Annotated in this window: 19 protein-coding genes; 5 read left to right on the plus strand and 14 right to left on the minus strand. The window is 47.0% G+C overall.

Annotated elements, in window-relative coordinates; translation table 11 throughout:
- Window positions 1-92 precede the first annotated feature (92 nt).
- From AC2204_RS12170 to AC2204_RS12220, 11 genes are all read right to left on the minus strand, one after another.
- The gene (locus tag AC2204_RS12170) at window positions 93-287 is read right to left on the minus strand and encodes a YwbE family protein (RefSeq protein ID WP_318925800.1); all 195 of its coding nucleotides are present in this window, start codon (window positions 285-287) and stop codon (window positions 93-95) included.
- Between the two features lie 337 nt (window positions 288-624).
- Window positions 625-2,820: a carbohydrate-binding protein gene (locus tag AC2204_RS12175; protein WP_413466696.1), complete on the minus strand. Its 2,196-nt coding sequence runs from the start codon at window positions 2,818-2,820 to the stop codon at window positions 625-627.
- Between the two features lie 167 nt (window positions 2,821-2,987).
- Window positions 2,988-4,214, minus strand: coding sequence for a phosphopentomutase (locus AC2204_RS12180; RefSeq protein WP_318925802.1), 1,227 nt, complete (start codon window positions 4,212-4,214; stop codon window positions 2,988-2,990).
- Window positions 4,207-5,388: a YhfX family PLP-dependent enzyme gene (locus tag AC2204_RS12185; protein ID WP_318925804.1), complete on the minus strand. Its 1,182-nt coding sequence runs from the start codon at window positions 5,386-5,388 to the stop codon at window positions 4,207-4,209. The genes AC2204_RS12180 and AC2204_RS12185 overlap by 8 nt, the downstream gene beginning before the upstream one ends.
- Window positions 5,389-5,464: 76 nt before the next feature.
- The gene (locus AC2204_RS12190) at window positions 5,465-6,766 is read right to left on the minus strand and encodes a YhfT family protein (protein WP_318925806.1); all 1,302 of its coding nucleotides are present in this window, start codon (window positions 6,764-6,766) and stop codon (window positions 5,465-5,467) included.
- A 9-nt stretch (window positions 6,767-6,775) separates the two neighbouring features.
- Window positions 6,776-7,135: a DUF2620 domain-containing protein gene (locus tag AC2204_RS12195; RefSeq protein WP_318925808.1), complete on the minus strand. Its 360-nt coding sequence runs from the start codon at window positions 7,133-7,135 to the stop codon at window positions 6,776-6,778.
- A gap of 16 nt (window positions 7,136-7,151) precedes the next feature.
- Window positions 7,152-8,027, minus strand: a complete 876-nt coding sequence (locus tag AC2204_RS12200) for a phosphotriesterase family protein (RefSeq protein ID WP_318925809.1) — start codon at window positions 8,025-8,027, stop codon at window positions 7,152-7,154.
- A 24-nt stretch (window positions 8,028-8,051) separates the two neighbouring features.
- Window positions 8,052-8,408: a hypothetical protein gene (locus AC2204_RS12205; protein ID WP_318925810.1), complete on the minus strand. Its 357-nt coding sequence runs from the start codon at window positions 8,406-8,408 to the stop codon at window positions 8,052-8,054.
- Between the two features lie 18 nt (window positions 8,409-8,426).
- Window positions 8,427-9,323: a GntR family transcriptional regulator YhfZ gene (gene yhfZ / locus AC2204_RS12210; RefSeq protein WP_318925811.1), complete on the minus strand. Its 897-nt coding sequence runs from the start codon at window positions 9,321-9,323 to the stop codon at window positions 8,427-8,429.
- A gap of 288 nt (window positions 9,324-9,611) precedes the next feature.
- Entirely contained in the window at window positions 9,612-10,232 is a 621-nt protein-coding gene (locus tag AC2204_RS12215; protein WP_318925812.1) for a LysE family translocator, read from the minus strand.
- Between the two features lie 124 nt (window positions 10,233-10,356).
- Window positions 10,357-10,938: a TetR/AcrR family transcriptional regulator gene (locus AC2204_RS12220; protein ID WP_318925813.1), complete on the minus strand. Its 582-nt coding sequence runs from the start codon at window positions 10,936-10,938 to the stop codon at window positions 10,357-10,359.
- Window positions 10,939-11,067: 129 nt separating this feature from the next.
- Between AC2204_RS12220 and AC2204_RS12225 the strand changes: the two genes are divergently transcribed.
- Window positions 11,068-12,111, plus strand: a complete 1,044-nt coding sequence (locus AC2204_RS12225; RefSeq protein WP_318925815.1) for an alkene reductase — start codon at window positions 11,068-11,070, stop codon at window positions 12,109-12,111.
- 100 nt (window positions 12,112-12,211) lie between these two features.
- Here AC2204_RS12225 and AC2204_RS12230 read toward each other — a convergent pair whose 3' ends face one another.
- The gene (locus tag AC2204_RS12230; protein WP_318925816.1) at window positions 12,212-12,868 is read right to left on the minus strand and encodes a cupin domain-containing protein; all 657 of its coding nucleotides are present in this window, start codon (window positions 12,866-12,868) and stop codon (window positions 12,212-12,214) included.
- 284 nt (window positions 12,869-13,152) lie between these two features.
- Between AC2204_RS12230 and AC2204_RS12235 the strand changes: the two genes are divergently transcribed.
- From AC2204_RS12235 to AC2204_RS12245, 3 genes are all read left to right on the plus strand, one after another.
- The gene (locus AC2204_RS12235) at window positions 13,153-14,316 is read left to right on the plus strand and encodes a glutathionylspermidine synthase family protein (RefSeq protein WP_318925817.1); all 1,164 of its coding nucleotides are present in this window, start codon (window positions 13,153-13,155) and stop codon (window positions 14,314-14,316) included.
- A gap of 486 nt (window positions 14,317-14,802) precedes the next feature.
- Window positions 14,803-16,344, plus strand: coding sequence for a glycoside hydrolase family 25 domain-containing protein (locus tag AC2204_RS12240; protein WP_318925819.1), 1,542 nt, complete (start codon window positions 14,803-14,805; stop codon window positions 16,342-16,344).
- Between the two features lie 305 nt (window positions 16,345-16,649).
- Complete coding sequence (locus tag AC2204_RS12245) at window positions 16,650-17,630, plus strand: DUF3187 family protein (protein WP_318925821.1); 981 nt, start codon at window positions 16,650-16,652, stop codon at window positions 17,628-17,630.
- A gap of 63 nt (window positions 17,631-17,693) precedes the next feature.
- Here AC2204_RS12245 and AC2204_RS12250 read toward each other — a convergent pair whose 3' ends face one another.
- Window positions 17,694-18,581 carry a DMT family transporter gene (locus tag AC2204_RS12250; RefSeq protein ID WP_318925822.1) on the minus strand — a complete coding sequence of 296 codons (888 nt, stop codon included), beginning with the start codon at window positions 18,579-18,581 and terminating at the stop codon, window positions 17,694-17,696.
- Between the two features lie 347 nt (window positions 18,582-18,928).
- On the opposite strand from AC2204_RS12250, the gene AC2204_RS12255 reads away from it, so the two are divergent.
- Complete coding sequence (locus tag AC2204_RS12255) at window positions 18,929-19,384, plus strand: hotdog fold domain-containing protein (RefSeq protein ID WP_318925824.1); 456 nt, start codon at window positions 18,929-18,931, stop codon at window positions 19,382-19,384.
- A 107-nt stretch (window positions 19,385-19,491) separates the two neighbouring features.
- On the opposite strand, the gene AC2204_RS12260 is transcribed toward AC2204_RS12255, so the two are convergent.
- A complete protein-coding gene (locus tag AC2204_RS12260) occupies window positions 19,492-20,046 on the minus strand; it encodes a 3'-5' exonuclease (protein WP_318925826.1) in 555 nt (184 codons plus the stop codon).
- Window positions 20,047-20,662: the final 616 nt, after the last annotated feature.

A 20,662-nucleotide genomic window follows, 5' to 3' on the forward strand; every position in this document is an offset into this window, starting at 1 on the left:
ATGGTGGGCGGCTTCTGTAGAGGCTATAAATATCCGCCATCAATGACAGAAAAGTTAATCATCGTTAGGCGACCCGTTTTCATGACTCATGCTTAATCTAAAATTTCTTTTACCCGACCGACGTCACCGCTTTCTAACCTAACCTTAATACCATGGGGATGTGTTGATGACTTGGTTAGAATATCTTTCACGACTCCCTTGGTGAGACTTCCTGTACGTTGATCTTTTTTCAATACAATTTGAACCTCTAATCCTGCTTGTATATCTGAGCGGTTGGTACCATTCATAAGTTTGTCTCTGCTTAATCGAGTTATTTAATATCTGCTAGTTGTAATATCTCTCACTTGCAATACTTTAGCTAGCTTTATACCAAACCACTTCAAAATCCTGAGTTAAAAAAGAACCTCTCCTCTATTCATCGCTACCTCGAGCTTAACTTCGGTGCAATACTGAATCACTCGATATTTAACGGGTTCGCAAATACTACCAGTAGGCAGATGGAGTTCGAGTTGAGAACAACTTATAAATATTAATATGATGCTGAAACAAAAAAATCCTCAACCTTTCGGCTGAGGACTTCTATTCAGAGGCAGCATCTCTGCTGCCATTTTTGTCAATTATAGATTAGCTGCAAGCTTTAACAAGCGCCCATGGACCACCCGCATCAGGCTGGTTATTATCCGTCCACCATTTAGCCTGATAGATATTACCCTGATAGCTCACCTGATCGCCGCCATTATAGACAGTACCTTTAACCCATGGTGCAGGGCATGTTGACAACTGCCCAGCTTCAAAGCTGACCACCAGTACAGATGACGCACTGACTGCCGTGAAGGTATAGCTGTTAGCGACTGGCTGTGTAACACCGTCTACCACAATAGATTTCACTTTAAATCCACTGTCGGCAATGAAGTTGACAGTAAAATCTGTTCCGCCTTTGGCTTGTAGCAGACCGTTTGCATCTGGTGTCGGAGAAATAATACCACCAGCACCGTTGACCGTGGCACTGATTTCAAACATCACAGAGATATCAGTGGTAACTTCAGTGAAATCACCGCTAAAACCTGCAAAGTTTGATGCACTCAGGGTTTTAACATCAGTATTTTTCAGTACGATTCTTTTCTTATCACCCTTTGCATACGGTTCGGTCAACGTGAGCACCGTGTCAGCCCCTTCTTGGGTCAATTTGACTGCAGAAAATGGTACTGGCTGATTGCTTGGTACTGTCAAAACAGTCTTGGCCGTGTCGAAAGTATTTACGACCAATTCCATGTTCCAACCCCAGTTAATGTGGTTGAGTGGAACAATGTAGCCGAGACGATCATAGCCACCCGTGACGTTAGTAAACATCTCTGCATTAATGTCGGCAAGAGTCAGGCCAACTAATTCGTAAGACGCATATATGCCGCCATCTTCTGCTTGTGGGCCAATGATGATTGATGTTGCTGTCTCGTAGGCCTTGAGGTGTTTGAATCCGATACCGGCACTGCCTTCGATTTTATCAACGGCCGGGTCAAAGTCCTGCACCACTTGCTTTCCGGTATTCCATGCCAGAACATAAGTATCCGACTTAGCGATAACGGCTGCTGGATTTGCAGTAACTGCCGCGGCTGATAAACCTTTTAGCACCACACTCTGCCCGGAAAATTGCAGCTCGGTATCACCTGCCATGTCTGAAATTGTCAGTGATGCCAGCGGATCAGCAGCCTGCCATCCTCGAAGTACAATCAGATCATCACCGACAGTAAAGTCAGCAACCGTTGTGACAGAGCCTGTTTCTTCATTCAGTAGAATCTGGTCTTTGCCGCCGCCGGTGATCACAGTGTCACTGCCCCACCCTGCGGTCAACACTTCATTATATGTGGAACCATGCGTTGTGCTGTTTCCAGGGACATCGAACAAGGTGTCGTAGCCGCCGAACTTGTGCACGTATTTGGTAATGCAGGTACCCAGTTCATCACAGGTAATTTGGTCTTTGGTTAACAAAGCGGCAGTTCCCCACGCCCCACGAAGGTGGGAGGCTGCCAGAAGCCCTGACATAGTCGCTTGCACTTGGATTGGCTGGCCGTTTTCGTCTTTATCAGGCCAACTTTTTGCCAGCGCCTGCGCCCATGTCATGTTGGCATCAGCAAGCAGCTTGCTCATCACTTTGTAGTTAAAATGCATCGCATCACGTATTACCAGCTCCTGCTTAGCCTGCGAACGCAAGTCATCAAGCGAATTCACACCGTTTTTACCAACAAAGGTTCCTTCCCATAAGTTGGTATCCGTGACATAGACTTGATTGCCACCAGATCCCTCGATTTCAGCTAGCGCTTCTGTTTTACAGCCGATCCAGGTCGAATCAGGAACGAACATGTAGAAGCTGTCATAGTTTTTGCCTTCGATGGTAACTTCTTTCGGACTATAGTAACCCGCATCGATCAGCACGGCCTCACCGAGTTGATACCCGATAAATCCCCATGCATTCATTGAGTTGTATTGCATAGAACGGAACATGGCGCTGTCGTTGGGAGTCAGCGGGTTATAAATGGTGTCAATCCCCAGCTTAGTGAAAAAGCCGTTGATGGTTGTTGGCTCCGAGATCATCGTTCCGGTAGAACAATCTCGCACCAGGCGACCAGGCTTAGTTACTTTGGAGTAGGTGTAGACTGGGTTATCTAAATTATCCAGGTAGAAGCCAGCGAGCGCCGGATTAATACCAGACTCAAAGTCACGCAGCGAATCAAGAAAAGCTTGCATCCCGCCCTCTGCGGCAAACGCGGGGGAAGACAACCCTAAAATGACGGCAGCTGATACTGCTTTAATATGTGTTTTCAATGTTCTATCCTTGTCATTGGTGTTGCATTAAATTAGGGCCTAGAGACCCAGGTGTTATTCCCAATAAAAATCATTAGGAACTAAATTTTTAGCTTGGCAAAGACGTTGCAGCCGATAGCATTTATGTGGCTAATAAACGTTCTCTGACATTTTCCTGTTATAGACTTCTATTTAATAAGAGATAAGAACGAGCTACCGCTCACGGGCAACTCCGCACCAAAAAATGCCGTGACACTGGCTCCCACATCGGCAAGTGTGGTTCTTGTCCCCAGTTCAACGCCGTGAGTCTGGTTGTGGTATACCAGTAAGGGCACCTGTTCCCGGGTATGCCGGGTATGACCGATGAATGGGTCATTGCCGTGATCAGCCATTACCACTAATACATCATCGCTTCCCATAAGCCCGATGACCCGCTCTAATCCCTTGTCTGATTTCTCAAGTATTTTCCAGTACTGACGCGGGTCCTGCAGATGTCCGGATAAATCTGTCTCTTGGATATTGGCGCAGAAAAAGCCTGTTGTACGTTGCTGTAAATCCTGATGCAGTAGCTCAAACACCTTCTCAGTGTCGACCACAGAAAGGTAAGAGGTTCCGGCTTCATTCTGGACAATATCGGCAACCTTGCCGTACAAGTAAGTGTGGATACCCACTTCGCTCAGTTTTTGCGGAACCTGTGTCGCGGCATCTACGCCATAGCCCAAATGGACCACCTGAAATCCGTTGTCATAAGTACCGGAATCTGGCGCGTTAACGCCGATGTATGTAACTTCCCCGTTGGGATCAGCCTTGGTTTCGATGGCATCAACGATTTGCTGCATTGAATTCACAAAACCACCGAAGGCAATATTGCGGCCGACACCATTGGCCGAGCGCACCACCTGACCAATCTGCCTGACCTGATCGAAACTGATCTGAGAGAAGTTTGCTGTCAGGTTGTACACCTGGCCTAAATCGGCTTCGAGGTTATCACCCACCACGACGCAATCATTTATTATCAGCGCCTGCAAACCATTTTTTACCAACCGCTTAACCTGATAGTTTTTCGCCAATAATGCCTGTTCGATAGCATCAATCGACTGCTGAAACGGCATGACAACAGGCGGTTTGGGAAGGGTGCCCATGATTTCCTGGTGCCCCATAAAAGTGTCTCCACCTTCATGAGCAAGCCAGGCATGGCCCCAGTTCGCATCAGGATTTGCCTTCATGACCGATTTAGTCGCGCCCACAACATTGACCAGCCCCAGTTTTTCAAGCGTCGGTAACATTTTAAGCGGAAAGTGATTGAGCAATTTCTCGGCCGTATTTGCACCGGTATCCTGAGGACGCACCTCGGTAACATCCGGCATTTCGCCGACACCGAAACCATCTAAAACCACCACGATAAATCTAGCCACACGACACCTCATTACCTAAAGAGTTATAAATACCCACTAATCGCGGGGTACCCTGCGAGATTCCGGAAATCAATGCAACATCACTGCGGGTAACGAAAATCTGAGTACGAAACGCCATGACTACCGGTGAGCCAATAGCAAATTTCCCTTCTAGCTTCAGGTGATAATCGATACTTGAATCGTCGTCATTGCTAACGGCCACCATCACCTCCTGCTCGGGTTGGTCTTCTTGAGATTGCCAAACCAATGCCGAAGTAAGATTTCCCCGGCGGTAATAACCACCACCGTAGCAGTAACTATTCTCTTCGTAGTGATGTGAAACCTCACTAAGATAGAGCATCGCAATCTTTTCAGGCTGGCTGCCATCATGATTGGCAGGTGTCGTACCGGTCAGTGCATGCCCGGGTTCACCGTGCGTCCCCCCGAACTCCGCCAGCATGGGAAGCGTCTCACAGCTTGTCGACGATGGGCCGTTTAATTGTTCAACGTCATATCCCAATGATTCAGCCTTATTCGCCGCTAACCTCAAAGTGATCAGATTTACCGTGGGCTGAGTGGTGTTAGTTTCAGTGTTGTATAAGAAGCAAGGGAAATGCGTTAAACCAACGAGCTTGAGGTTTGGTAAAGCGGTTATCGCTGCCAGAACCTGTTCCAGCAGTTCGAAAGGAAAACCTGATTCTTGATTTACATATAAGTGATCATCCAACCGGTAAAACTTAAGCAAAATTCCTTGTGTTCTGTTTGCATTGACTGCCGCTGCAGATATTTCCCGCGCCTTTTCCAGCGAGTAGACGGTGATCACCTCAGGCCTGATATCTGCAACCATTTCAGGAACCATATTGCTTGGCGGCTGCACGAGATGTCCGGTATGGGCCACCTTGATTCCGGCGAGGGCAAGTTGTCGAGCTTCCTTAAAATCTACGCAGACGATACCTTGATACTGGCACTCTTCCACCAAGATCCTGGCAAGCTCTGGGTTGCGCCCGATCTGCTTGGTCATGGCATAAAGCTTAATACCCAACTCGTCCGCTCTGGCCTTGATGAGGTTAGCATTAGCCGTGAACTGATCAACGTCAATGACATAGGTATCAGGTAGTAGCAAGCCTTGATTTAAATAGTCGGTAGCCGTATCTATAAGTGCCTGGTTCTGCTTTTTTAAGGCATTCAGAAACATAAAGAAAACCTTCTTAAGAGGATAAGAGTCCGCCCGTTGTTGCTTAGGGGGGAGGTGAGCGAACTCTTATTTTGGATTAAATTGCAAAGATCCCCAGTACATACAGTACGTTGAGAATGAAACCTGTCAGGATAGCCGCAACTGCAGGCGCTGCTATTTTGAGTATTGGTCGGCCCATAACTTCGTTGAGGTAGTAGAGGATGGCGAAGATGGTGAATCCGGTTGTAGAACCCATTTTCATCACAGCCAGTACGCCACCGATCAACAATGCAAACTCCATTAAGGTATTCATTGAATTACGGATGTTATCTGAAGAGTTACGGATAGAAGGGAATTGCTCCAGGAAGCCACCGATCCCCCGCAACAGGAAGACTTCAACACAAATAATAACGCCACCCAATGCCGCTGCAACGGGAACACTTGGAGCAAGGTAGCCAGCAACGAAGACAAAGGTCATTCCGACGACACCGTAAACCCCTGTCGTAAGCGCCGTGGTCGCAATCAGCGGGACAAAGCCAAGACCGCGCATAAACTCAGACAGTGCTACCTGCTTCATCGCCGCATCTTGAGCAACCGGATCAGTCAGCTTGTATGCTTCGGCCAGTGAGTAGATCGACACTTCCGAGCCTGCAAAAATACCTGCGTTCGCCACTGCGGCAATCAGGGCACCGGTAACGGCAAGGAAAGGCAGGTTTTTGACGATGCGCTTGGTACGCTCATCAAACAGGCTGTGCATACCTGACATATCGGGGGGTGATATCCCGTTTTTCCTGTCAGCCAGATCTTTGCGGATTGCGGTAGCGACCAACATGACCATACCAATGAAAATCTGGATGGATTCAGGATATATCGCCGTATATTTCATGACCAACAAGCGGGAAATAATAATGACGACTGCTGCCACAGCCCCGGCGCGCCAGCCAAATTGATAAAAAATGGCAAGCAACGGGAACAGAGCAAACGCCGACATTACCGGTGTACCCAGCTCGGCCAGTGCACCTAAGGCATCGACCGGCAATCCGGTTAATACGGTATTGACTGCCGTAAGCGATGTGACCACCAATATCCCCCACAAACCACCGGCCAGTCCGGCCAGTACCCGGCTGCCGATCATCACGCCCAGAATATCTGTCGGTAAAAAGAGTAACCAAGGGTTGAGTAAACCGGTCGAAAGGGTGAATGAAATTCCCACCGAGGCAACAAAGCCGATAGACAAGCCGAATGCAACAGAACCCGCATCTCGCCTTGTCATGTTACCCTCAACAAGCTGAGGAAGAATGGGGCGGATACCATCGTGGAATACTGCTGCGCTCATGTTGGCAATTATTGCTGTCATGGCACAGAGCGATGCAACTAACGCTAAATGTGCAACATCCATGTTATGTCCTTACTTCTTAGATAGGATAGAAATGAGCATGGGAATGGCGTGTTCGACATGCTCAATGGAAAGTCCGAAAGCCACCTTACCCTCATCGACAAAGCGCTCGATCTCGTCTGACTTGGCCTGAATGGATGGCTTAGCTATGGTGCAGCTCTGCGGATAACCAATGATGGCGATAGCCATTGATAGTGCCGCGCCTGCCCCCGTGTTACAGCAACCGATGTAATAATCCAGCTGGCCGGATTTCACTTGCATCGCTGCATCCATGTCGTTCAGGATGTGACAGTTAAAAACACCGGGGGCGGCGGCGTCAATTTGCTCTTTTATCTGCTCACGCTGCAGACCCGCAATACCGATTCGTTTCATACGCTAACCTCTTTATTTAGCCAAATAGCTGACTGGGATTGTGTTTTAGCATGGTGTCTATTTCTTGCTGGCTAATGCCCCGCTCGCGTAACATCGGGATGAATGCATCCACCAGATAGCAAAATCCAAGACCGCCATTTTCTTTAAGGTGGGACCGCCGGGTTATGTCCATGGAAAGCATGACCCGCTCTAAATAACCGCGTTCAGACAGCACTTGCAACATGTCTAACCGTCTGGTGTCTGGGTAATAGTCATTTTTTCCGATCGTGTCGAACTGCACGTAACAGCCCTGATCGATGAGCCAGACAATGTCATCAAGGTTGTCTTTCAGATCGCAGTGACCAATCGTCACGTTATTCATGTTGACGCCATATTGCTTTAGCCACATAACCTGCTGGCGGCCCATTGAACTCATCGACTGGTGAGTGGAGATTGGGCGCCCGGTCTCCAGATGGGCATAGGCGGCGGCTTCAAAGACTTTTTTCTCTATATCGGTAAACGTGTTTTCACTGCTGCCGATTTCACCGATCAAGCTGGCTTTCATGCCGCTTCCGGCAATACCGTTTTCGATTTCACCCACCATCTCGCTGCTGATCTCCCGCGCCGACCGAGAGTGCAATTCGGGTGGGAAAAAACCATCAATGTAGTAGCCGGTAGAGAGCAGAATATTCATTCCGGTATCAACCGCTAAATCTTCAATAAAATGATGATTTCTGCCCATAAAACGATTAGTCACTTCTACGATATTAAATACACCGCGTAACTTGAGTTGCAACAGCTCTTCTTTGATCAGATCGTACTGATCTAGCCTGCAATCGATGTCACCTTTTTGCGGTGATAAATCAATATGCAGATGTTCGTGAACATAGGTGTAACCGCTGTCGTCAATCATATTGGCCTCTTTTCCCGTTACGGTTTATTTCGCACAGTAGAGCGAGAACAGGTTGCAAAGAAAGAATGAGTTTTCCGTATCCGGGGCCAGCTCTATCCCAAAGCCGTCAAGGATTGCGCTGTTCGTCGCCTCGATCAGCGGGAAGTCATCATCACCGGTAATTTCTGCAAGAAGCTCCTCGTCCAGCCCGTGTTCGATTGGTTCGCCGGAAAGAATACGATCCGTCGCCCGAGCGAGGTGGGTCATGGCTAGCTGTAATTGCTCTGCTGATGTGTCCAGCTGCCATTCAGAAACCAGCAACTCGACGGCTTTTACCGTTCCGTCATGAGCAACTTGGGATATCACCCCAGCCTCCTTAAGTAACGCTAACCTTTGCTGCATTCTTCCTCCGCATCTTTGCTAATAGCTCGGCGTTATCTCGCCTGCCACGACTTTTTTCTGGTGAGTGTTCAGAGCATCCTTGTCGATCAGATTTCTCAAGAGCGCTTTAATATGCAGTGCCTCATTCCGAACCAGTAGTACCGCTTCAGAGGCCATTTCACAGTGGGAGATATGGTTTAGTGACTTTTCAGCAAGTCCGAATTTATCCATATCGATGGCTTCCGTCAGCCAAATCACCGCATCTATTTCCCCACAGGCTAAATGGGCCAGACTGTCACCGTAATTGATTTCGACAATTTCAATGTCTTGATCCTGCAAAGCCTGCCTGGTCAGGATCTGCTGGTCAGGTGAATCCGGATCGACACCGACACGCCGGATGGCATCATATTCACCCTTACGGTAAATCACCCTGTGATCATGTGAATAGGAATTTTCTCCCAAATCAACGGCAATGGTTAAACCGTCGCAGTAATTCTGTGCAGCAAGCTTCGACATAATGGCAATGTCATGCACGCCGGAGCTTAACAATTTCGCTCTGACCCCGGCACCTCGCATGTGGGCGAAATACAACGGCAAACCGCCTATCTGAGTCTTTAATCCGCTGGCTAATCCCTCGGTATGCTTGGTATAAGGTAACGGCATAGCACATACGACATTACCAAGCCCCGCCAGGCGAACAATTTTTTCACTGTCCAAATGAGAGATATAAGTACCATTTCGGCCTTGTCTCGAAAGCGCTATCACGCCTTCCGCTTCAATTTTTTTCAGGGCTTTTTGGACTAAGCCAACCGACAGTTCAAATTCTTCAGCCAACGAGTCAATAGTACGTAAACGAGCACCTTCTTTTTGAGACATCAGATATCGGGCAATATTAATGACTGCGGCCCCTTCTTTTTTGATGTACTTCTCGGTCACACTTAAATCTTCATTTTTTTGAATGTTTAAATAATACGCCTATCGTTAACTAAGTAAATTAGTGTTGGGCATAAATGAGATATAGGTCAAAAAAGAAATTTCACGAAGCTTACTAACATCAGGTTAGCTTGTTAGAAGGTCCAGTTTACGGCACAAACGTATCCATTCTTTTGCCTTGCTAGCCACTTCGCATACAGGACTCGCTGTCATTTAAGGATGCTCAGCCTGTTCTCATTGCCTTGAACACCTTCACTACCTTACCCATAATCAAGTTCCATTGTTGTTTTGTTAACCGAATACCAACCATACGCTCACACCCATCATGAGGCTTCCCGCAATCCTATTCATCAGCATGACATTGCCTCTTTGTTGGAGCAGGCCGCGCAGGGTGCGACCGCCAGTGGCGTAAAGCAGCATACAGATCAATTCAAAACACAAGATCACACTAATCAGAATGGTGGCCTGCGGACGCAGCGGCAGACTCGCATCGATAAACGGAGGCAGCAGTGAAATCATAAACGCCCACGCTTTCGGATTGGCAATAGCGGTAACAAATCCCTGAGTGATCAACGCAATCGGCGTAACGTTGACCTGATTATCCAAGTCGGCCGGAATAGCCATTTTTCCGCGTGAACGCCACATCTGAATCCCCAGGAAAAGCAAGTAGGCTCCGCCTAGGTATTTCAACGCCAGAAAGATGTTAGGACGGGCCAGCAAAATCGTTGCGACGCCGATCAATGCTGATATGGAAACTAAGGCAACACCAACTAGCTCACCCGCCATCATCCACAAGCTCCGACGAACGCCAATAGTCATACCCAAGGTCATCGCCAGGGTCATACAAAGTCCCGGCGTGGCTGACACCGCAAAGAAGGTCGGTATAAATATGATTAAAACAGAAGGATCCATAGCACTCTCAATGTTAAATAGACAAATAATTTATATTCCCTGAAAGCCATGACCAGAGCAATAATTAGCTGCCGGCTATCAATAGACTAAGCCATTGTGACTGGGATATTCCAACGACCGACGATCAAGCACAGACATCTTGATACAGCTGATCGGCCAATTGTTGTAACACTTCGCCTTGCGGATGGGTATAAGCAAATGTTCTCAGGCCATATATTCCCATCACAAAATAGCGTGCTAAATCAGCGCTTTCTCTCTGCGTCGTCAGTTCACCAGTTGATTTTGCTTGCTCAAACTTATCGGTTAAGGCTTGCTGCCAATTCGCTAAGCTTTCAGAGATCATGTCTTGAACTTCCGCATCTTGCTCGCCCACTTCATTGAGTGCTTTCGTGAGAAGACAAGCTTGGGCAGCGTCGCAGCTCTGGCACTTTTTAACGATACTATTCAGGTAGTTTTTCAGCTCGACTAATACCGGTTGTGAGCCTGAAAAAAAACCTTGAAATTCAGTATTCCTATCTTGTCTATATTGTTCTAAAGCTGCCAGTAACAGGCCACGTTTATTGTCAAAAGCACAATAGATTGAGCCCGGATGTAATCCCGTCGCCTTAGTCAAATCCTGCATACTGGTTTTGCCGTAACCTTTATGCATAAAAGCGATCATGGCAGATCGCAGTACTTTTTCTCGATCAAACTCTGCATTTCTCATCGCTTTTTCCACACTTTTAGCCTTATCTGATTTGATTGTACTTAAAATTGAATGTGTGTTCAAAATAACACTTGAATGATCGCTCAAGAAAAGGCATCTTGAATGAACATTCAAGAAAGAGAGGTCGCTATGACTGATAACCTATTCCAACCTTATGCTTTAAATAGCACTATTAGCCTAAATAATCGGATCTTAATGGCGCCACTAACCCGGTGCATGGCCGACGGCGAGCTAGTACCAACACAAGCTATGGCTGAATATTATGGTCGTCGAGCCGAAGCAGGTTTAATTATTTCAGAAGCGGTGATTATTCGCCCCGATGGTCAAGGTTATCCAAACATCCCCGGTCTATTTACGGCAGCTCAAATCAATGGCTGGCGCAAAGTAACGGATACCGTGCATCACAACGGCGGTAAGATTTTTGCCCAGTTGTGGCATACCGGCCGTGTTGCCCACCCTCACTTTTTTGGTGACGGTGAAGTCATGGCACCTTCCGCTGTCGCTGTTGAAGGCAGTGTACCGAGAATGCGCGAATTGACATATCAAGTGCCTAAAGCTGTCACCCATGATGATATTGCGCAACTTGTGCAGGATTATGCTCAGGCTGCCAGCAATGCTATCGATGCGGGATTTGATGGTGTCGAGATCCATGGCGCAAATGGCTATCTTATCGATCAGTTCTTGCACCATGACAGCAACCGACGCACCGATAAATACGGCGGCAACGCTGAAAATATGTCTCGATTTTCCTTAGCTGTGGTTGATGCTGTTGCTGAGCGTATCGGAAATGAAAGAACGGCACTTCGGTTAAGTCCTGGCGCCTATTTTAATATGGCTGGCGATAACCGTGACCGTGACGTATTTGATTATCTGTTGGCAGAGCTTGAACGCCGAGACTTAGCATTCCTGCATATCGGTATTTTTGACGACAGCATGGAGTTTGATTATCTCGGTGGCCGAGCATCAAGTTACGTGCGGGCTAATTACCGTAAAACGTTAGTGGGCGTCGGAAGCTATACGGCTGAAGCCGCTAGCACCGCAATTGCCGATGATAAGTTTGATTTGATTGCGATAGGTCGCCCTTTCATCGCAAACCCGGATTATGTCGCCAGAGTACGTGAAGGTATTGAATTGGTGAACTATTCAGATGAAATGCTGACCAGTTTGATCTAGCAGAACCAAAGGGTAAAAAGATGGTCGTCTGATCACGACGGTTTCATAGTATTACCACAACCTGGCTAGATTATTTTATGTCTTAAAAACAGCCGTTGAACTAACCCGGTATGGGTAAATGCCCGGTCTTAACCAGAATAACCGTTTCTTGGGTTACGAAAGGATCATGTTCACTCATATGCGGGCTTCGTATCCAGGTATTCGCGGGATAGCGGCCATGTTCATCTTGAAATTCGCCCGATAAAACCAAGATTTCTTCGCCTCCAAAGTGTCGGTGTGGTTGAAACGTCTCGTTGGCCGGCCACTTAACCAGCGCGACATGTTCGTGCTCAAATTCGTGGAGCGGCATGACTTGCAGTCCACCGATCCCAGGCAACCAGGGCATTGTGGAGGTATCAATGCGTACCTGTTTATTGTCACCGACTCTAAATTGATTGAGTTTTACAAAGATGATGCAGCCTAGTTTGCTAAAAGGCGTATGATGGCTTCCTGGCGGATTACGGATATAGGTGCCTTTTTTATAATCGCCCGTTTCATCAGAAAATACGCCATCCAAGACAAAGATTTCTTCACCCTTTGGATGCTTGTGGACGCTAAAACTGGCTCCTTTACCATATTGCACAATGCTCGTTACATGACCGGCCTCCTCATCGGTACGAGCAAGTGGTTTACGAAGCACCCCCGCAGAAGGGCTGGAAACCCAGTCTATCTGATTCGTATCAATAACAACGCGTTTGCTGAAATCTAAATTAAGCATAATTAAAGCCTGTTTGATTAAAATTCACCGTACCATTACAACCCGACATGCAACAGAGCTTCGCAAACAGGCCGTATCGGAAAGTATCTACCCTGTTATAGCGTAAGATATAATCAATTGAAATTACTCATCAGGCCATTAAAACGGCAGCCACTCAGTTTCGCATTACTTATTTGAAATAATACAATATTATCATCCTCACACAATGCTCAATCTTTTACCCTAACAGGCGTAAAAAATGTCATATTTCCTCTTTGATAGCAGCACGATAAGGACAGAAAACCATGCTCAGAATTGATTGTAAGGAACGCAAACATTGGCGTGAGGTTGCGGCAGAATTTGGATTCGGCTTTCATTCCATGTACGACGATCCTTACTGGGATGAAACGGCCTATTATCAATTCACTTTAGAGCAAATCGAGCGGGATCTCGAAGATCCGACCGAAGAAATCCACCAGATGTGTCTGGATGTGGTCGATACGGTTGTACGCGATGAATACTGGCTACAGAAATTTCAGATCCCGGAAATGATGTGGCAAAACGTACTTGATTCCTGGCAGCGCAAAGAACCATCACTCTATTCCCGGTTAGATTTTGCCTACGACGGCACAGGCCACGCCAAACTGTATGAAAACAATGCTGATACACCGACGTCTTTGTATGAAACTGGCTTCTGGCAATGGCTGTGGCTAGAAGATCAGGTTAAAAGCGGCACGCTCAGACGTGATGCCGATCAATTTAACCTGTTGCAAGAACTGCTGATCAACCGCTTTAAGGAACTGTCAAACGTACAACCGGGACAGACATTGCACTTTTCCTGTTGCAAAGACACCGAAGAAGACCGTGGTACCGTGCAATATCTGGAAGATTGCGCCAAAGAGGCCGGGCTCTCGACCGCCTTTGTCCATGTTGAAGATATCGGCCTGAATGGTAAAAATGAGTTTACCGACATCAAAGATCGTCCGATCCGCTGGATGTTCAAGCTCTACCCGTGGGAGTTTATGTTCCGTGAGGAGTACGCAAACAACCTGACAGACGCCAAAGTGAACTGGCTTGAACCAATGTGGAAATCAATCCTGAGCAACAAAGCCCTGTTACCATTGCTGTGGCAAAAGTTCGAAGGCCACCCCAACCTTCTACCTACCTACTTCCCCGATGATCGGAAGCTCAGCAACCTGAAGGACTATGTCATCAAGCCGATTTTTGCCCGTGAAGGAGCCAATATAGAGATCGTTCAAAACGGGCGGCAGACACTGAGAACCGAGGGACCTTATGGCGACGAAGGGGTCATTTATCAGGCCTATCACCCACTGCCTAAATTCGGCGATTACTACACCCTGATCGGCAGTTGGCTGGTCGATGATAAACCGGGCGGCATTTCCATTCGTGAAGATATATCCAAAGTGACACAGGACATGTCACGCTATCTGCCGCATATTATTTTATAAGCTCTCTACAGGCCACGCTGCCACTCCTGACGCAACGATATCGCATCAGGGTGGCTGATCGCCAGATTCACCAGCTGCAATAACGTCTCTTTATCTCGACCGAGGATCCCTTTCAACACGAGGTAATTCGACGCATGATCGGAGCGGAAAAGAGATTGTTGTCAGCTACGACTACGAGTTTGAAAGCCTGGGTATTTTCTACAACACAACAGGTGAAACGATCACTGAAATCGACTTTTACGGTCAGACCCCATACGGGAAGCTACCACGGGTAGAAACAGTTAAGGCTGCCGCGTACTGGATCATCTGGGCTAACTTCTTCCCAGAAACGGATATCAACCGCGTTTAATCATTTTTCTTTCACCCTCAAAGCAGTGGCCGATTCCGGCCACTGCTTTTTTTATCAAAAATCTTCTTTCACCTACAAACCCATTCGCACCAATTCACGCTTAAACTTATACAGAGATCCATTTATAGGTTAATTTTATGCGCATATTGGCTCTGTTTGTCACCAGCATTCTGCTGTTTTCCTGCTCTAGCCTTCCGGAACCTGTTCCGGAATCGATTCCAGAACAAGCCCAGTACTATCCGGCACCGTTGCAGGAGTGCGTCGTTAAATTGACTGATTTCAAGCGAACGGTACAACAGCAAGGCGTGCAAGATGCACAGCTTCTATGGCTTCCCCAATACCCACATCTGGCTTTTGACCGCTTTAGCCTATCTATGCTCCCCGAATTGAACTCATCACAGGATAAAAAGCAGTGGCTTCGCTATGTCGCCGGACAGGCCGCCATTCAACGCCAAGTGGAATACCAGAATTTAACAAATAAGAAAGCGATAGCATTTGCATACCAGGAAAACTGTGCCCGGCTGCTTGTAGATGCATCTCTCTACAATATGAACTTCTGGTTCGGACTGCAGCAATCGCCACCGGTTATTCCTTCTGACTACCAAACCTGGCAACGGGTTGTCGGCCTGTACCCCATTAGCAAGCTATTTGCAGGCCCCTCTATCCAGTCTGAGAAGATGCGGATACTCGGTGGGTTCCACCAGCCATTGCACGACTATAGCATCGCGTATGCTGTGGCTGACAAACCGAAACTGACTCAGCAAGAAATACAAATCTGGTTCAAACAGGCAAGGGAGAAATCCAACCTGGACTGGCCTTTACTGACAGATAATCAAATGGCCAGTTTATCGGATTTTCATACACCGGAATTTCTCATTGAGTCGGCCTCGCTAGACGATAAGCCGGGGCAGGTAGAGTACCAAAAAAGTGGCCAGCCACGTGTAGATACAAACAAACCGATTCTCTATGTTGGTCAGAGTTTCACCCGGTTTCATGGCAATATTTTACTTCAATTAAATTACAGCCTCTGGTTTGCAAACCGAACAGCCAAATCAGCTTGGGATCCCTATGCCGGACGATTCGATGGCATTTTATTCCGGCTCACTTTAGACCATCAGGGGCAGCCTTACATTCTCGACAGTATTCATCACTGCGGCTGCTACCATATGGTTTTTGCCCTGGATCCGCAGTTGAAGTTTGCGGCCAGAAAAACTGACATTGAAGCGCCCATCACACTACAGGTGAGTCCGAAAAGAAATGCAAATACCCTGAACATCACGTTATCCCATGGGGACCATATGATTAAAGGGGTGCGCTGGATTCAGAACAACTCTCGGGTTCGCCACTTAGCTCCGCTCAATTATCAGCGGTTGCGTAGCTTACCGACTCAGACCGAACAGAACAGAAACCTGTTTGACGAACAAGGTATGTTGATGGCCAGTAAACGGTTAGAACGTCTTTATTTGTGGCCATTTGGTGTGAAGTCACCTGGCACGACACGTCAAATCGGTCACCATGCCGTTGCTTTTATTGGCGAAAGGCATTTTGATGACGCTTCTATGTTAGTGGCTCTGTTCCTGAACCCTTATAACAATCTTAGTCATCCCATAAAAAACAGCCATGAGCCGGAAAATAGCAATCACCGGCTCTCGATATCTCCGATTATCAGCTTCCAGTAACAATACTCAGTGAGTCTTTAAATTCATCCACAGCACGAAATCTAAGTCGTGCATCTTCGCATTTATTTCTATACTGACAATATACTTTTTTGTAAGGCCTTGTTGTATATATCCGGCTAGCACCCGGTTGCTATATCAATCTCATTCAGACTTCAGAAAGCTTGCATGCGCTATAAACTCCATCTCAAATGCATACCCAAAATTTATACGGCAGCGCATAAAACAACCATATCGGTGGCCTCATCATATACAAACAAAAGATGAGTACATCGCTATCTAATCAAACGGGATGAAGTGACATCGGGATGACAACCAGCACAGTAAATACAGTAGTCACAGCCAGTTTACTCGCCGCTTTGGTAACAACTGCTGCAGATGCGGATACCAGCTTTGACGATTATGGTCCGCTGAAAACCTATGCTCAGTCCCCCCTGCAGTCAAATAGCCTAACCCCTCTTTTACGGTCCGGGTTCAGTAACAGACCGGGGGCCGTCGAGCTATATGCAACTGGCACTATGGCCAGTATTTGGGCTGAGACTGAAGATTACACTGCCGACTATTATCAGAATGCCCTGACAGTCGGCGGCCAATGGCAGGTGGACGAAAGGTGGACGATCGATCTCGATTACACCTGGCATTTTGCCGCAAATAACCATCTGGATAACTTAACCACGATATTCCATGACACGTTTGGTCTCAGCCAAAACGGCAGAGAGAATGTTGACGATCATTCGTTTGACATTTCAGATCCGGAACATGGCATTGAAATTCATGATTTCAGAGGAGAAACCCTCAGTAACGCCATCACGTTATATAGCGGCTATCAGCTAATTGAGACTGATCGTCACGGTCTGTCGGTGGGGGGCGCACTGTATTATAACTACGTATCCAGCGGACCATTTAAAAACAACAGCTTTGAGCAATCACTGCAAGCTAACTATGGTTACCGCACCGGCAGGCATCGCATTTATACAACATTGGGGGTGTCACACCGCCGTGGTGACAAAGCTCTCGCTGATCTTCCCTATAAGAAATACGCCTTTATGGCGTCAGTAGGCTATCAGTTTGTCCTAACCGAGCGTCACCGAATTTTACTGGAATACCACCTTTATGAAGGCGCCAGCGAGACGAGTTCAGATCTGTCGCAGCCCTCAAATGAAGTGCTGCTAGGCTACCGCTATCACCTCAATAACGGTGCGGTGGAAGTTTCTATGATTGAAAATGTCTTTAATATGGATAACAGTGCAGATATCGCCTTTACTTTAGGCTACCGTCATCGTTTTTAGATAATGCCAATCGGGATAATTTACAATGTAAAGTGACCTTGAAGATTTGCCAGTGACCATGGATTAAGCCGTTGCCAGATTCTGCTGGCGTACTTTGATTTTCATCTGCGCCAGAGCCACACCGCCCAGTACCATCACACCGCCGACATAGTGGTAAGACGCTAACTGCTCATTTAAGATCACACTGGCAATCGCAGCCGTCATCACCGGCATTAAGTTCATAAACATCGCCGTACGATCTGCACCTAAACGCTGAATACCCTGTAACCAGCACCAAGGTGCAATGACTGAAGCAGGGATCGCAGCATACATAATTAGCGGCAAAGCCTCAGACGTGATAGCAATACGTTCGCTGCTGAACAGCATTGGCGTTAACATCATTACCGCAAAAACACCTTGCACATACACCGACTGCCAGTTAGTTAATGGCATCTGCCAGCGTTTAAGCAACACACAATACAGCGCATATACAAATGCAGCAATCAACAGCAGACCATCCCCCTGAGTAATACCCTGTGCTGCCAATATGTGGACATCACCATGGCTCAACATCAGCACTAACCCGCCTAGAGACATTACCGCTCCCACAATGGCAAGGGGAGATAAGCGCTGCCCTAACAGGGGCACGCTCAGGAACATACTGATCAACGGAACCAGCGAAATAATTAACGCCATATTGGTCGCTGTCGTTGTCACGGCGGCAAAATAGCCCAACGACTGGTTCAGTACCATGCCAAGCAAAGCCAGAAATACCAGCTTAGACAAGTGAGGCTGAATGGTTTTTCTGTGGCACCAGACGGATTTTGCAACAAAAGGAGTGAGCACCAACATGGCAAAAAACCAGCGATAGAATGAGATCGCACCCGGATCAATCACGCTAGACGAAAGTTTGTTGACGATGGCATTCCCTGCCCAGATAGAAACGGTTAATAAGGGAAATAAGTAGAACATTGTTTTCCTTGTAGCTGAATTGATAGGAATCGGCTGTTTGTCTTTTAAGTATTCTGGCAGGTCATTTAAGATATAAATATCTCTAATCAGACATAGTGGCTCTATTGTCAGACATTTGGTTTTTTATTCACTTAAGCAAAACAATTTATCGCCTGACGGAAGAGGAACAATGCAATCAATATATTGATTTATAAGAAATAAATCCAAACCCTAAAATTATAACCATAATCTTTCCTGCCAAGAAACAGTGTAAAGTCATTAAGGAATGAACATCTTTTGTGATTGATTTATCGTCGAACAAAATGTAGCGTGGTCTGACCAGATTGCAATTGAAAAAGGAATTTCCAATGCGTAAGAATCTCAAAACCTATCACCGTTTAATAAAGTTACCTTTCGGTCATAAATTATTTTCCCTGATAGTCTGTCGTGTTGCTCCTTACTTTTCTTCCATTAACCCCCTTATCACCGAACTGAAGCCCGGTTATGCCGAAGTCAGCATTAAGAAGCGACGCAGGGTCTATAACCACATCAACACCGTTCATGCTATCGCTATGTGCAATATGGCAGAGCTGGCAGCAGGTATGATGACAGACGTGTCAGTGCCGGAAAAAAGCAAATGGTTACCAACCGGCATGACGGTACGATACTTAAAAAAAGCAAAAACCGATTTAGTCGCCGTCGCAACTGGAGATAATATTGAATGGGGCACCGAGGGGGATAAGATAGTCCCGGTCGAAGTCACCGATACCGAAGGCAATGTGGTGTTTTCGGCCGAAATCACCATAAATGTACGGCTGAGCTGATTGATACCATGCGGAAAAAAGCCGCATGTGCGGCCATTTCCCCGACAGGGATCGTTATTCCAGTTCCATCAATTATCTAACCATTCCGATAATTCATGAATTTGGTCTTATTTAGAGTCGTCCTTAGCATCACAAAATAACGTCGTGGCCAAGCGAGCCAGATTATATGCATCGACATAACCCGAATGCTGTCGCCCTTCCCACTCGATCCCGGCCATTCCCATCGCCGCTCTCTGCCCACAACGCTTCTTGGTAACATGGCGTTGCAGCCTGAATATGGTTGCCAGATTAAGATATTCGTTAAACGGTACTTTTAAGCCTTTCGCTTTGCATTCTGCTCGTAAAATCAGATCATCGCGGCCCCAGGCTGCATAGATTTTATGGCGACCACCGAATTTCTGCTCAATCGATTTCAGAATAGTTGCCAGCGGCTTACCGTTTTTCTCAATGACTTCCGGCCTGATGCCTGTCAGCTCGGTGCAAAACGGGGAAACCTCATCATGCTCAGGCTTGACATAATGCTGGGCGCGGCGAATGATCTCACCGGTATCCAAATCAAGCTCTGCCAATCCTATTTCTATTATTTCGCCGGTATTCGGTTCCCGGCCATCATTCCAACAACACATTTCGAGGTCAAAACAGACTATTCGATTAAAATTCATCACCTTTCCGGGCACGACGCAAAAACAGCGTGGCATCATAGCATTTAGGGCTCTGTTCGCCAAAGCGGGAAAGGTGGAAAAGCATTCTCAGGCTACTGATAACGAGGTAACTCGCTGTTCCGAAGGGAGCTGCAACCATGATTCGGCAAAATGAACATAAACCTCTTCTTCATCACACAGCTATGCAGAGAAATGCCCTTTTAGCATCGGAGGTCATACAAAAGGTCAATCAAGGAGGCTCGAGCATATTGAGACCTTTGCATTGACTTGAAGAATACAAAAGCCCCACTCTCCTTACCTTGGCTGGATTGCCCGTATCGCTGCGATAACGGGCTGTCGCATTGCAGAGCTTACCCAGCTACGAAAAGCAGATGTAAAATAAACAGAAGCTGGAAACTGGTACATTTCAATCCATGAGGACTACGACGGTAACTCGGTAAAAAATTCAAACTCTATACGTGATGTTCCGCTTGTGGACGGCGCGTTCGGATTCGACCTGAAGGCATTTATCTCCGAGGTAGTTGAGACGCTTGACGATGGTATGGATCATTTGTTCCGAACCAAAGGGAAAGCAAGGAACACGATCAGTAACTGGTTTAGCCTGGCTATGAAGCAC

Source organism: Photobacterium sp. (genome assembly GCF_057456235.1).

Bases quoted from the DNA above. Each gene is read 5' to 3' on its own strand.
- AC2204_RS12170 (WP_318925800.1), bottom strand. From the start codon at position 287: ATGAATGGTACCAACCGCTCAGATATACAAGCAGGATTAGAGGTTCAA.
- AC2204_RS12185 (WP_318925804.1), bottom strand. From the start codon at position 5,388: ATGTTTCTGAATGCCTTAAAAAAGCAGAACCAGGCACTTATAGATACG.
- AC2204_RS12190 (WP_318925806.1), bottom strand. From the start codon at position 6,766: ATGGATGTTGCACATTTAGCGTTAGTTGCATCGCTCTGTGCCATGACA.
- AC2204_RS12195 (WP_318925808.1), bottom strand. From the start codon at position 7,135: ATGAAACGAATCGGTATTGCGGGTCTGCAGCGTGAGCAGATAAAAGAG.
- AC2204_RS12200 (WP_318925809.1), bottom strand. From the start codon at position 8,027: ATGATTGACGACAGCGGTTACACCTATGTTCACGAACATCTGCATATT.
- AC2204_RS12205 (WP_318925810.1), bottom strand. From the start codon at position 8,408: ATGCAGCAAAGGTTAGCGTTACTTAAGGAGGCTGGGGTGATATCCCAA.
- AC2204_RS12215 (WP_318925812.1), bottom strand. From the start codon at position 10,232: ATGGATCCTTCTGTTTTAATCATATTTATACCGACCTTCTTTGCGGTG.
- AC2204_RS12220 (WP_318925813.1), bottom strand. From the start codon at position 10,938: ATGAGAAATGCAGAGTTTGATCGAGAAAAAGTACTGCGATCTGCCATG.
- AC2204_RS12225 (WP_318925815.1), top strand. From the start codon at position 11,068: ATGACTGATAACCTATTCCAACCTTATGCTTTAAATAGCACTATTAGC.
- AC2204_RS12230 (WP_318925816.1), bottom strand. From the start codon at position 12,868: ATGCTTAATTTAGATTTCAGCAAACGCGTTGTTATTGATACGAATCAG.
- AC2204_RS12235 (WP_318925817.1), top strand. From the start codon at position 13,153: ATGCTCAGAATTGATTGTAAGGAACGCAAACATTGGCGTGAGGTTGCG.
- AC2204_RS12240 (WP_318925819.1), top strand. From the start codon at position 14,803: ATGCGCATATTGGCTCTGTTTGTCACCAGCATTCTGCTGTTTTCCTGC.
- AC2204_RS12245 (WP_318925821.1), top strand. From the start codon at position 16,650: ATGACAACCAGCACAGTAAATACAGTAGTCACAGCCAGTTTACTCGCC.
- AC2204_RS12250 (WP_318925822.1), bottom strand. From the start codon at position 18,581: ATGTTCTACTTATTTCCCTTATTAACCGTTTCTATCTGGGCAGGGAAT.
- AC2204_RS12255 (WP_318925824.1), top strand. From the start codon at position 18,929: ATGCGTAAGAATCTCAAAACCTATCACCGTTTAATAAAGTTACCTTTC.
- AC2204_RS12260 (WP_318925826.1), bottom strand. From the start codon at position 20,046: ATGAATTTTAATCGAATAGTCTGTTTTGACCTCGAAATGTGTTGTTGG.